Genomic DNA, 12,630 nt, shown 5'->3' on the forward strand with positions numbered 1-12,630 from the left:
ATAAAAGTGAAGCCTCACTTGGTTTTCATTCCTCTTATTTACAGGTTTTGTTTTATATGTTTCTCTCATATTTATATTTTTTAACAATATATTATACAGCTTGTTTCTGCTATCAAGCAGATATAGTATACTTGGTTTTTAAGTCATTGTACCAACTAAATCGTATATATCCCTCTTTTTGAAGCCTACCGACAACTATTCCAGCATCAATTCCGAGTTGTTTTGCAAATTCAATGATGTTTTCCCTTGTAAGTTCAACATTCTTTGCAAATTCATCAAATATGTTAGTTGGAATTAATTCATTTTTTGCAAATTCGTCAGCAACATTTTCATCACTATCTTTTAATCCCTCAATTTTTCCTATGTGCCCTAGTATAATATGTCCCAATTCATGAAACATACTGAACCAAAACTTATCTGCATCTTTTCCTCTTACGGTTAATCCCAGAACAATTTTATTGTCATCATAAAATGTCGCTCCATGCAAAAAAGACCCTCCTATATGGGGAAGAAACACTATTGCAACTCCACATCTTGATAAAATATCAATAAGCATAGGACAAAAGTCTTTTGGTTCCATCATCGTCATTTTCCTGATTTCAGATAAATGTTTTTTAAGGGATTTAATGTCTATAGGTTGCGTAACGATTTTTCTGGCTTCTAATTTTGCTTTCTGCGCCCATGCTATTAACGCATAATCACTCTTTTCTGATATAGATAATTTTCTACATGCAATACATGGCACAAGATTTTCCTTCAGAAGATTTAATTGAGCAACTTCAAAAAATTTTCTTAAGTTAATAACACGCTCCGACAATTTTGATGTTTCCTCAACCCATCCATTCTTCGCCATTTCATTATATGGCATCTTTTTTGCTATTTCCATATCATATTCCATAGCGTTTTCTTCATTCACCTTAACCAATTTTTCTCTATAGATAGACTCTAGGTTACACCAAAACTGAGCTGGCAATCCTAATACCATTTCTAGTCTACGTGCAACATCCATTGTTAACTTAACTTCTCCATTTATCAATTTACTAATATGTTTTTCAGACATTCCCATTCTTGCTGCGAATTCTTTCTGTTTCATTCCGCGATCTATAATCTGTTCTTTTATGGTTGCACCTGGGGGCGTTGCTATATAACTCCGACTTCTCTCCATTGTAATACCTCCTTAATAACACTTTAACCTTTTTTATGATAATTTACTATTTCAATAATATTCGCTATTTGAATTTCATTACCTATTTTCTCGAATACAAGTCGATATGGGTGAAGTAAATCTACAGCATATTGACTCTTCCTATTTCCCTTAAGAGGATGACATCGTCCAATTCCAAATTGAAGCATTATTTCTACTGAAGGAGCAGCTGATATTTCATCTATTCTATGATGAAGTTTTTCAGCCATTCTTTTTCCTAGTTTCTTTTCTGCCTCATTGGCATTAGTACAAATTTTCTCTAATTTTTTGGTTCTATACTTAATATGCAATTTATCACCCACTTTTAATTTACCTGTAAGGTAAATTTATATTAACATGACATCAAATAAATGTCAATATAATATTTACCTTTGAGGTTAACTATTTCCAAATTATATAAGTATTATGGCTAATATTCTAGACTTAAAAATAATAAAGATATCAACTATCAATTGGCACAGAATCTTACATCAGAAGATTTAGAAAGAATTACTGAATTAGAAAAGAGACTAAGTAAAAATACCAAAGAAGCTATTGCTTTAGTAGCCTATAAATGCAAATAACTTCTAAAAAGTAAATCCTTAGTCTCTTAATATATACTATAATACCCCAATCACAATACCTATTATAATAATCCCTGCACAAATTAACTTATAAGCAATATTTTTTTCTTTAAAAATAAACTTACCGGCCAGGATCGTAACCAAACTACCAGACTGCTTAATCAATGTCATCACAGTAATCCTACTGCCTTCCATACCGTACTTCCCTTACCCCTTTCAAAATACCATAAAGTAATACCAAGAGAATCCACATCTTAAATCATCCTGTCTTTCTTAAAATTCTGTTACATATTACCTTATAAATCTTCTTCTGTCTAGGGTCCATGTGCCGATATTTGTTATAAAAGCTCATTATCTGAAGAGCTTTTTAATATATTCAATAAGCATCTTTGCTTTATCCGATAAATGTTAATTAATCTATTTACTTTTTCTTAAATTTGCTGTATACTTATTGTTAATTAAATAACAAACTTGTTCTGACGACAAGGGTTCGCCCGAGTGGGAAGGCATTGGAAAAATTTGTAATTGGATTTATCTTTATATGACATGAATTTTATATTCATTGTAGAGGTGATATTAGAAGCCTTGCATATAAAGAAATAATCTAATACCTTTTTCCATTTACCTTGTGTAAAAAATTGCCTGACAACCCTGTGTCTTCGGATACAGGGTTTTTTGTATATATTTATGATTTTATAGAAAGTGAGAATAAGCTATGGCAGATGTAAAATCCTTGATAGTAAAGCTGGAAACTAACAAAATCTTATCAAAAGAAGAATTTCATACTTTGCTTAACCATATCTCCGATGAAGATTTACTTTATCTAAGGGAGAGGGCCTGTATTACTGCCAGAAAACATTTCGGCAATAAGATTTATATCCGGGGATTAATAGAATTTACAAACCACTGCAAAAATGACTGCTACTATTGCGGAATACGGCGGAGCAATGAAAATGTCCATAGATATCGCCTAAGTGAAGAAGACATTCTTAAATGTGCAGATACAGGTTACTTACTTGGATTTAGAACCTTTGTGCTTCAAGGAGGAGAAGATGGCCATTATACGGACGATTACATAGTTACTCTTATTAAATCCATTAAAGAAAAATATCCCGACTGTGCCGTTACCCTTTCCATCGGAGAAAAAAGTTATGATAGCTATAAACGCTACTTTGAAGCCGGGGCTGATCGTTATCTTTTAAGACATGAAACTGCTAATAAAGAACACTATCAAAAACTTCATCCCCCCTCACTATCCCTAGATAAAAGAATACAAAGTCTTTTGAATTTAAAAAAGATTGGCTTTCAGGTAGGAGCAGGTTTTATGGTTGGCTCCCCCTATCAAAGAACAGAAAACCTTGTGGAAGACCTTCTTTTTCTTAAAGAACTTTCTCCACATATGGTAGGCATTGGTCCATTTATCCCCCATCATCAGACACCCTTTGCAGATAAAAGTCAGGGTTCTTTACGCCAAACCCTCTTAATGCTTAGTATAATCCGTCTTATGCTACCTAATGTACTGCTTCCTGCCACAACAGCCTTAGGTACCATACATCCGGACGGTAGGGAGATGGGCATCCTATCCGGGGCCAATGTTGTTATGCCTAACCTATCTCCCACTTCAGTGAGAAAAGATTATGAGCTGTACGATAATAAAATCTGTACCGGGGATGAGGCTGCAGAATGTAGATATTGTCTTGAAAGAAGGGTAAATCGTATCGGTTATCAGTTAGTTGTTGATCGTGGGGATTATAAATTATCCGGTAACTAATTAAGATATTTTTAAATATTAAGGAGGCTAGTCATTATGTATGACCTAAAATCTAAAAAAGCAGAAGAATTTATTAGTCATGAGGAGATTCTAGAGACTCTTGAGTATGCCAAAGCCAACAAAAATAATAAAGAGTTAATAGATAGCATTATAAGGAAAGCTGAAAACTTAAAGGGGCTAAGCCATCGTGAGGCAGCCCTATTACTGGAATGTGATATGGAAGAAGAAATCCAAAGAATATATACCCTTGCCAAAAAAATTAAGCAAAAATTCTATGGCAACCGTATTGTTATGTTCGCCCCATTATACCTTTCTAACTACTGTGTAAACGGTTGTGTTTATTGCCCATATCACCTTGTTAACAAGCAGATTCCCAGAAAAAAATTAAGCCAAGAGCAAATCCGCCAGGAAGTAATCGCCCTGCAGGATATGGGCCACAAACGGCTAGCTTTAGAGGCCGGTGAAGATCCTGTTCATAATCCTATTGAGTATATATTAGAAAGTATTGATACTATATACTCCATCAAACACAAAAACGGTTCCATTCGACGGGTAAATGTAAATATAGCCGCAACCACAGTTGAAAATTACCGCAAATTAAAAGAAGCAGGAATAGGTACATATATCTTATTCCAAGAAACCTATCATAAAGAAAACTATGAAAAACTTCATCCTACCGGTCCAAAACATGATTATGCCTATCATACAGAAGCCATGGATCGGGCCATGGAAGGGGGCATAGATGATGTAGGACTAGGGGTACTCTTTGGCCTTAATAACTACAAATATGATTTTGTGGGAATCTTAATGCATGCCGAACATTTGGAAGCAGCTTTCGGAGTGGGTCCTCACACCATCAGTGTGCCAAGAATTCGTCCCGCCGATGATATCGATCCAAGCAAATTTTCCGATGGAATTTCCGACGATATCTTTGCAAAAATAGTAGCAATATTAAGAATTGCAGTACCTTATACCGGCTTAATCGTATCTACCAGGGAATCACAAAAGAGCAGAGAAAAAGTGTTAGAGCTGGGGGTAACACAAATCAGCGGAGGATCTAGAACTAACGTAGGAGGCTATGCAACCACAGAGCCTGAGGATGAAGATACCTCCCAATTTGAATTAGAAGATAGGCGCACCTTAGACCAGATTGTAAACTGGCTTCTAAGCCTTGGCTATATTCCAAGCTTTTGTACTGCTTGCTACCGTGAAGGCCGTACGGGAGATAGATTTATGTCCTTAGTCAAATCCGGTCAAATAGCCAACTGCTGCCAACCCAATGCCCTTATGACCTTAAAAGAATATCTTGAAGATTATGCCTCTTTAGATACTAAAGCAAAAGGTGAAACTTTAATTATTGATGAATTAAAACATATTACCAATGAAAAGGTAAAAAACATAGTAATAGACAAACTCCGGCTTATAGCAGAAGGATATAGGGATTTTAGATTTTAACCATTAAATATATGAAAGGAAAAAGGTATGAGCATAAATAATACTCCCAGGGCCAACCGGCTACATATCGGAATATTCGGAAAACGAAACAGCGGTAAATCAAGCCTAATCAATGCTTTAACCGGTCAGGATATATCAGTGGTTTCTGATATTGCCGGTACCACTACAGATCCGGTATATAAGGCTATGGAGATTCAGGGTATCGGACCATGTGTACTGATTGATACTGCCGGCTTTGATGATTTCGGTAGTCTTGGTAAAATGCGAGTAGAACAAAGTAAAAAAGCCATGGAAAAAACCGATATTGCCTTAATTGTTTTTACCGATGAGGATATTACTATAGAAGCAAAATGGATTAAAGAATTTCAAGGCCGTAACACACCCTTTATTCCTCTGATTAACAAGATTGATAAATTAGATAGGCCAACCATAGATACTATACGCAGCAAAATTAACTCCATATGTAAGGAAGAAGCCATCTGTATTAGTGCCCTAACCAAAACCGGTATAGATAATATCCGTGAAGCTATTCTAAGAAAGCTTCCCCAGGATTATGATGCTAAAGACATAACCGGGAATCTGGTTCAGGAAAATGATATAGTTCTACTGGTTATGCCTCAAGATATACAGGCACCAAAAGGAAGGTTAATTCTCCCTCAGGTTCAAACCATAAGGGAATTACTGGACAAAAAATGTATAGTCATATCATGTACAGCCGACAAGGTCACACAGGCTTTAGCCAGTCTTTTATCTCCCCCAAAACTAATAATAACAGACTCCCAGGTCTTTTCAGAGGTCTATAAGGTAAAACCGGCCCAAAGCCTTCTTACCAGCTTCTCAGTACTTTTTGCCGCTCTTAAGGGGGATATGGATTATTTTCTAAAAAGTGTGGCCAAGATTGATGACTTAACTACAGCTTCCAAAGTCCTTATAGCTGAAGCATGTACCCATGTTCCCTTAAAAGAAGATATAGGAACAGTTAAAATTCCTAGGCTGTTAAGAAAAAAAGTAGGTGAAAAATTAACAATTATCAATGTCCGTGGCAATGATTTTCCTAAAGACCTTACGGACTACGACCTTATTATCCAATGTGGCTCTTGTATGTTTAATCGTAAATTTGTTCTAAACCGGGTAGAAGAAGCTAAGAAGCAGCAAGTACCTATGACCAACTATGGGATAGTCCTTGCCTATTTATCCGGCATACTGGATAAAATCTGCACCTGAAATTATATAACAAAATAACATAAGCCAGACTTGTGTCTACAACTTAGATACAAGTCTGGCCGGTATAAATCTGTATTAAATTCAACTATCTTATTTATTCATAGGTCAAACCATATCCTACTTCAAACAATAACTTAGCATCCTCTTTTCCGATATCATCTACACTTTCATAATAGGGCATAGGAAGCTTTCCCGTAAATGGAGCCTCACCGGATAAAACAGAAGCAACACCGTCTCCTTCAGAGCCTGGAAGATAACACATTACAAGACCATCCCAGTCATCTATATAATCACTGATAATTACATTTCTACCGGCAATAAGTAGAGTAATCACCGGCTTATTTAAGCTTTTAGCCAAATCAATAGCAGCCTTATTATCCTTATGAGCTTTTTCACCGACTATGGATAAATCCTTGGTATCTCCCATAAATTCCGCATATGGCACTTCTCCTATAGCCAGTAATACTATATCAGCTTCTTTTGCTTGTTCTTTATCTGTTATAATTTCATAACCATATTTTTTGCCATACTCCATAAGGCCTTCTAAGATGGTAACTCCCTCTGTAACCTTACTTCCGCCTATATCCATATCTCCCTGCCAAGTAAGTCCCCATCCGCCACACTGCATTCCCATATTATTTGCAGCAGGGCCGGTAACAAAAATCTTTTGTCCCTTTTGCAGGGGAAGAATATTATTGTTATTTTTAAGTAGTACCAAAGACTTTTCAACCAATTGTTTGGCAAGCTTTCTATATTCTTTACTTCCCAGCTCATTAACCTCTTTACTAACCTTATTCAAATATGGATCATCAAATAATCCCATATCTTGTTTTACAGTTAAAATTCTAGTGACGGCATCATCAATTCTCTCTTCTCTTATCTTGCCCTCCTTTACTGCATTTACAAGGGTCATGTGTGCTTTTTCATAAGTAAAGGGCTCCATCAGCATATCTATACCGGCATTTACCGCCTTAATAACATTTTCCTCATAGCTACTTCCACTAAGGCCAGATACAGCCTCCCAATCAGATACCACAAAACCTTTAAATCCATATTCATCCTTTAGTACCTTAGTAAGAAGATACTCATGCTCATGGAGTTTAACTCCGTTCCATGAAGAAAATGAGGCCATAATTATCTTAACACCCTGGTCTACTAATTCCTTATAAGGTAGAAGATGTGTATTTCTAAGTTCTTCCTCTGATAAAATGGCATCTCCCCGGTCTATAAGATAATCCCCCTCACCGGTTCCAAATACCGCTCCTCCATCTGCCACATAATGCTTAGCAGTTGCAACAACCCCATGATCTGCCTGACCTTTGACATAGGCATGAGCCAGTTTCGTAACTATATCAGGATTACTGGAATAGCATTCATAAGTCCTTCCCCATCTAGGATCCGTATTTACCGCTACACAGGGCGAAAAGTTCCAAGGCACTCTTATTAGCTTCATCTCTTCGGCAACCGCAGCTCCCATCTTGTACATAAGCTCCGGATCATTAGCTGCCCCAAGACCTATATTATGAGGAAAAACCACTGCCCCCTTAACAAGGGCCAAACCATGTACAGCATCGACACCATATATAATAGGTATACCCTTATCTGTACTTAAGGCTGCCCCCTGATAATTTGATATCATATCTTGCCAATCTTCTATGGTGTTATTTTTAGGATAGGAGCCCCCTCCACTTAGTACAGAACCAAGCCACAATCTGTTAACATCATTATAAGGCATACTATCTCTAGCTCCCTGAACCATTTGTCCCACCTTTTCCTCCAAGGTCATGGAAGCTAGCAGTTCTTCAATTGATGTATCCTTTGAAAGACCTGTTTGTGGCAGGTCGGAGTCTACATCTGATGATTTGTTCTTAGTACAAGCTGATAACATAAAAATGATAACTAATAGTAAGGCTAAATATTTATACCCCTTCATAATATGACCCTCCCTTTTTTTCTTAATTATACTCCATTTATTGGAAAATTAATATAGGGAAATATGGTCTATTAGAAGGGGAAAAAATTAATCTAACTTAAAATTTCGATTTCTATAATAACTAACAACCCTATAATCAATTGCATCTTTCATATGTTTTAAAAATGCATCTAACTTTATTACATTTTTTAAGCTGTCATCTAGTGCTAATAAGCTTCCATCTTTCTTCTTAAAAAAATCACCGTGGGTTTTTACCATAAAATTAATGGGATTATCTTTGGCTAATTTAATGTATTCTTTTTTACCCCAGCTTTCAAAATCTCGGGTATTATTATGCCTAAGCATGTCAACTTTATTAGAACCTTTCCGGTAAAACTCATAAAAACTCTGATATACATCATCTTCATTTACCTGCATCTTTATATGGCCCTTGTTATAAAAGGCCAGTAAAAGCGGCATCTTATATGTTTTTGACATACTTGTTGTTTCAATCATATTAATAAACTCTCTGCCCCTGCCTGAATATAATATTTTCTCCTCCTCTGACAGGCAATCCATTTCCATTAAAAAATCAAGATAAAAATTAAATATATTGAGTTTGCTTTTTGTTCTTATATAATCATACAAATCAGAATCCATTTGTAAAAATAATTCCATTCTAGAAGGGATATGTTTTAAACTAGATTTAATCCTTTCGAATTCATCTAATATCTTATCTTTTAATTTTAACCCTTGTTTAGCCTGCACTTCAAAGATGTCAATAACACGAAAATCAAAATCTACAATACAATCATCAGGATATTCAAAATCAGCAATTGAGAATTTTCTGCTCTTTTTGTTATCTAACATTTTAGTGCCTGAGTTACTTAAAAATCCGGGAATAAGGTTGGGCTTTTTTATAATTACCTATAAAATCAAGCACATTAAGGTATTCTTTCCCTTTACTCTTTCTTAATCCACGTCCCAATTGCTGAAGAAAAACTGTAGGTGACTGAGTAGGCCGTAAAAACATAACCATATCAATATCTTTTATATCCAGTCCTTCGTTAAACATATCGACAGAAAATATAACTTTAAACTTCCCATCTGCTAATCCTTTAACAGCTTCTCTTCTATCTATACTATATTCTCCCTGACTATCACTATATACAGCTACAGATGGAACACCAAAACGGCAAAACTCTGCTGCCATATATTCGGCATGTAACCTAGTGCTACAAAAACCTAAGGCTTTTTTTGAATTATACTTCTTATAATGCTTATATATTAATTCACTTCTTCGATTAAGCATTAAAGCTTCTTCTAAATCTTTATCCAAATATCTACCGTTAATAAATCGAATCTTATCGTAATCTACAGTATCATCATAGATGCCATAATAATGAAAAGGAACCAGCCATCCCTTATTTATAGCTTCCTTTAAACGTAACTCATATACAACATTATAATCACAAAATCTCCCTTAAGTAGCTAGTAATTTCTTACCATGCCTACTTAAAGAGGATTATATTATTCTATATTTATTTCTTTCTCCCTGCTGCCAAGGCTTCTATTGTAGACTTACCAATTTTCTTTCCATCGTCACGCATATGAGTTCCCCAACCCAGTTGATCCCAATATATAAGCACAGCAATCCTAGTTTTCGGTCCGTATACCCCATCTGTAGTAAGTCTTGGCACCCAGTTAGGCAGTACCCCATTAAGCTTTTCCTGGGCCCATTTAATATCTGCTTTGGATGAGTTAGGGCTTATGGCCTTGGAAGGTATATATTTTTCAGGAACATACTTAACCTTGGCAAATTCACATACACCCATACAGATCTCTTTAGCACTTTCTTTCCAGAACTCTTTATTGGCCATCATCTCAGTTGCCTCTCTTAGGTTAGTCATAAAGGCCAGTTCCACCAATATAGCTGCCTTTACCCCAAGTTTATTACAATTTACTATGGCAAACTCCCCGGTCTTAACCCCTCTATTTTTCTGTTTTGTTCCCTTTATCAAATTCTTTAAAACCGCATCTGCCAAGCCCTTAGACTGTCCCGGATACTTCTTATGAATAAAAACTCCAACTCCCTCTGCACTGTTAAAATTTTTTCCGTCCCCATAGGCATTAAAGTGAATAGAAATACTGTAGTCACATTTTGCCTTTGCTATAGCCTTCTGTCTTGTTGCTACAGGTGTGTCCGGATCATCATAAGGATTATCATCATTAAATCCGGTCTGCATGGTTTTAAAGCCGCATCTTTTTAATTCTTTAACCAATAGTGAGGCGACTCCTACATTGGCATAGTGTTCCCTATACTGTTCCCCTTTTTTAATATCAATTACCCCATCTATATGTATGGCTTTAGGCATTGGGGGTGTTCTCTTGCCGGGGGTATTACTTCCATGTCCTGCATCAACATTTATTAACATACCATCATTCCTTTTATTCTTGTTTTTATAAGCTTTTTATATATTATTCTTTAAATATATTCTGCAGTATTAAAATCGGTGCTTATACCCAGATATTAAAAATGCGGTTCTATAAAAAATATGGTACAATTAATTAAATTTATATAGAAAGGTTATAGCAATGATATTTAATTACGATATAAGATTTGGAAGCTTTATCAAAAGGCCAAACCGCTTTATTGCCCATATAGATTTAGATGGCCAAGAAATAATCAGCCATGTACCTAATACAGGAAGAATGCACGAATTATTAATTCCGGGAACTTGTGTTTTGCTATCCTATCATCCTTCTGAAAAAAGAAAAACTAAGTATGAACTAAGAATGGTTAAAAAAAATGATAAATGGTTCTCCATCGACTCCCAACTTCCCAATGCCCTGGCTTATGAAGCCATATCAAAGGGTGTTATTGAAGAATTAAAAGGATATACTGAGATTAAAAGGGAAGTAAAATATCAAAACAGCCGTTTTGACTTACAACTAAGTGGGGATAATCAGCTATGTTTTGTTGAAGTTAAGGGGGTTACTTTAGAAAAAGAAGGCTGGTCATACTTTCCCGATGCTCCCACAGAGCGGGGAAGAAAACATATAGATGAATTGATACATGCTGTACGGTCTGGTTATAGGGCTGTTCTTTTATTTATAGTCCAATTTGAGCAGGCCAAGGGTTTTTCACCTAATAAAGTTACAGATCCTGCTTTTGCAGCTAAGTTAAAAGAAGCTATAGAAGCCGGAGTTGAAGTGCTATCTTATGGCTGTATGATAACACCTGAGGAAATTAAAGTGGTAGATAAGATACCTATTATAGTATGATATTTTTATATGATGCTTTTATTTAAATATATATCACCGTATAAACTATAGAATATTTCATAGGAGAATATAGATCATGAAGGTTGTTGTAGCAATTGATTCACTAAAAGGAAGTCTTTCCTCCATGGAAGCCGGTATGGCTATTAAGGAAGGTATTCATAAAGCCTGTGAGGCAGAGGTGATTGTAAAACCCCTTGCAGACGGAGGGGAGGGAACTGTTGATGCTTTACTATACGGAATGGGGGGATATAAAGTTAAAATTGAAGCCACAGGTCCCCTCAATGATAAAATATCATGTTCATATGGAATATTAAAAGACAATAAAACAGCTATTATAGAGATTGCTGAAGCAGCCGGAATAAAATTGATAGCTGCAGACAAACTAAATCCCCTATATACCACAACCTATGGAGTAGGTGAGATGATTAAAGATGCCATACAAAGAGGCTGTCGCAATTTCATTATAGGTATAGGTGGAAGTGCCACTAATGACGGTGGAATCGGTATGCTAAAAGCCTTAGGTTATGACTTCTTTGATTCTAACGGCAATTCTCTCTCCCCCATAGGAAAAAACCTAGGTTTAATAGCAAACATAAGTGCAGATAATGCCTTAAAGGAATTATCTGAATGTTCTTTTAGGATTGCTTGCGACGTTAACAATCCCCTTTATGGCCCTATGGGGGCTGCTTATATCTTCGGCCCCCAGAAAGGGGCAAGTTCTGAAATGGTAGAAATACTTGACTTGGGCCTGCAAAATTATTCTGAGGCTGTTAAAAGGATTTTTGCTAAGGACACCGCAGCCATACCCGGTACCGGTGCTGCAGGGGGACTTGGATATGGATTTTTGACCTTTCTTAAGGCCAAGCTTGAATCCGGTATAGATATTATCCTTGATGAAATCAAGCTGGAAGATGATATTAAAGATGCCGATTTTGTAATTACCGGAGAAGGAAAATTAGACTTTCAGACTGCCATGGGTAAAGCCCCCATAGGGGTGGCTAAACTGGCAAAAAAGTATGGAAAGAAAGTCATTGCTTTTGGCGGCGGTGTAACTGAAGATGCTTATAAATGCAATGAAGAAGGAATTGATGCCTTCTTCTCTATACTGCAACTTCCTATGACAGTGGAAGAAGCTATGGAATATGAAACAGCCAGAAAAAACTTGGTAGCAACATCTACTCAAGTCTTTAGGCTGATTAATGCATTAAACTAAGCT

At 36.1% G+C, this 12,630-nt stretch carries 12 protein-coding genes; 5 read left to right on the plus strand and 7 right to left on the minus strand.

What is annotated here, in order from left to right; all coding sequences use genetic code 11:
* Positions 1-112 precede the first annotated feature (112 nt).
* The 3 genes from SD1D_RS11330 to SD1D_RS12230 all read right to left on the minus strand — a co-directional run bounded on the left by SD1D_RS11330 (position 113) and on the right by SD1D_RS12230 (position 1,962).
* Positions 113-1,165: a helix-turn-helix domain-containing protein gene (locus SD1D_RS11330; RefSeq protein WP_058259009.1), complete on the minus strand. Its 1,053-nt coding sequence runs from the start codon at positions 1,163-1,165 to the stop codon at positions 113-115.
* Positions 1,166-1,188: 23 nt separating this feature from the next.
* Positions 1,189-1,506: a type II toxin-antitoxin system RelE/ParE family toxin gene (locus SD1D_RS11335; RefSeq protein ID WP_242955224.1), complete on the minus strand. Its 318-nt coding sequence runs from the start codon at positions 1,504-1,506 to the stop codon at positions 1,189-1,191.
* Between the two features lie 297 nt (positions 1,507-1,803).
* Positions 1,804-1,962 (minus strand): hypothetical protein, encoded by a 159-nt coding sequence (locus tag SD1D_RS12230; RefSeq protein ID WP_157893128.1) that lies wholly within the window; start codon positions 1,960-1,962, stop codon positions 1,804-1,806.
* Between the two features lie 520 nt (positions 1,963-2,482).
* On the opposite strand from SD1D_RS12230, the gene hydE reads away from it, so the two are divergent.
* From hydE to hydF, 3 genes are read left to right on the plus strand one after another with little or no spacing between them, the layout of a single operon-like run.
* Positions 2,483-3,538: a [FeFe] hydrogenase H-cluster radical SAM maturase HydE gene (gene hydE / locus SD1D_RS11340; RefSeq protein WP_058259010.1), complete on the plus strand. Its 1,056-nt coding sequence runs from the start codon at positions 2,483-2,485 to the stop codon at positions 3,536-3,538.
* 36 nt (positions 3,539-3,574) lie between these two features.
* Positions 3,575-4,993: a [FeFe] hydrogenase H-cluster radical SAM maturase HydG gene (gene hydG, locus SD1D_RS11345; protein ID WP_058259011.1), complete on the plus strand. Its 1,419-nt coding sequence runs from the start codon at positions 3,575-3,577 to the stop codon at positions 4,991-4,993.
* Between the two features lie 27 nt (positions 4,994-5,020).
* Positions 5,021-6,217, plus strand: a complete 1,197-nt coding sequence (gene hydF, locus SD1D_RS11350; protein WP_058259012.1) for a [FeFe] hydrogenase H-cluster maturation GTPase HydF — start codon at positions 5,021-5,023, stop codon at positions 6,215-6,217.
* A 94-nt stretch (positions 6,218-6,311) separates the two neighbouring features.
* On the opposite strand, the gene SD1D_RS11355 is transcribed toward hydF, so the two are convergent.
* From SD1D_RS11355 to SD1D_RS11365, 4 genes are all read right to left on the minus strand, one after another.
* The gene (locus tag SD1D_RS11355) at positions 6,312-8,150 is read right to left on the minus strand and encodes a glycoside hydrolase family 3 protein (protein WP_058259013.1); all 1,839 of its coding nucleotides are present in this window, start codon (positions 8,148-8,150) and stop codon (positions 6,312-6,314) included.
* Positions 8,151-8,237: 87 nt separating this feature from the next.
* Positions 8,238-8,999: a hypothetical protein gene (locus SD1D_RS12520; RefSeq protein WP_058259014.1), complete on the minus strand. Its 762-nt coding sequence runs from the start codon at positions 8,997-8,999 to the stop codon at positions 8,238-8,240.
* A gap of 13 nt (positions 9,000-9,012) precedes the next feature.
* On the minus strand, positions 9,013-9,468 hold the full coding sequence (locus SD1D_RS12525; protein WP_058259015.1) for a helicase-related protein: 456 nt from the start codon (positions 9,466-9,468) through the stop codon (positions 9,013-9,015).
* A 202-nt stretch (positions 9,469-9,670) separates the two neighbouring features.
* Positions 9,671-10,564, minus strand: coding sequence for an N-acetylmuramoyl-L-alanine amidase (locus SD1D_RS11365; protein WP_058259016.1), 894 nt, complete (start codon positions 10,562-10,564; stop codon positions 9,671-9,673).
* A 160-nt stretch (positions 10,565-10,724) separates the two neighbouring features.
* Here SD1D_RS11365 and sfsA point away from each other — a divergent pair, with 160 nt between their 5' ends.
* Positions 10,725-11,414, plus strand: a complete 690-nt coding sequence (gene sfsA, locus SD1D_RS11370; RefSeq protein ID WP_058259017.1) for a DNA/RNA nuclease SfsA — start codon at positions 10,725-10,727, stop codon at positions 11,412-11,414.
* Positions 11,415-11,490: 76 nt separating this feature from the next.
* Positions 11,491-12,627 carry a glycerate kinase gene (locus SD1D_RS11375; protein WP_058259018.1) on the plus strand — a complete coding sequence of 379 codons (1,137 nt, stop codon included), beginning with the start codon at positions 11,491-11,493 and terminating at the stop codon, positions 12,625-12,627.
* The last annotated feature ends 3 nt before the right edge of the window (positions 12,628-12,630 follow it).

The organism is Herbinix luporum (genome assembly GCF_900070325.1).
Taxonomy (GTDB): Bacteria; Bacillota; Clostridia; order Lachnospirales; family Lachnospiraceae; genus Mobilitalea; species Mobilitalea luporum.

Excerpts from the sequence above, each read along its gene's own strand:
- SD1D_RS11330 (WP_058259009.1), bottom strand. The coding sequence starts at position 1,165 with ATGGAGAGAAGTCGGAGTTATATAGCAACGCCCCCAGGTGCAACCATA.
- SD1D_RS12230 (WP_157893128.1), bottom strand. The coding sequence starts at position 1,962 with ATGGAAGGCAGTAGGATTACTGTGATGACATTGATTAAGCAGTCTGGT.
- hydE (WP_058259010.1), top strand. The coding sequence starts at position 2,483 with ATGGCAGATGTAAAATCCTTGATAGTAAAGCTGGAAACTAACAAAATC.
- hydG (WP_058259011.1), top strand. The coding sequence starts at position 3,575 with ATGTATGACCTAAAATCTAAAAAAGCAGAAGAATTTATTAGTCATGAG.
- hydF (WP_058259012.1), top strand. The coding sequence starts at position 5,021 with ATGAGCATAAATAATACTCCCAGGGCCAACCGGCTACATATCGGAATA.
- SD1D_RS11355 (WP_058259013.1), bottom strand. The coding sequence starts at position 8,150 with ATGAAGGGGTATAAATATTTAGCCTTACTATTAGTTATCATTTTTATG.
- SD1D_RS12520 (WP_058259014.1), bottom strand. The coding sequence starts at position 8,999 with ATGTTAGATAACAAAAAGAGCAGAAAATTCTCAATTGCTGATTTTGAA.
- SD1D_RS11365 (WP_058259016.1), bottom strand. The coding sequence starts at position 10,564 with ATGTTAATAAATGTTGATGCAGGACATGGAAGTAATACCCCCGGCAAG.
- sfsA (WP_058259017.1), top strand. The coding sequence starts at position 10,725 with ATGATATTTAATTACGATATAAGATTTGGAAGCTTTATCAAAAGGCCA.
- SD1D_RS11375 (WP_058259018.1), top strand. The coding sequence starts at position 11,491 with ATGAAGGTTGTTGTAGCAATTGATTCACTAAAAGGAAGTCTTTCCTCC.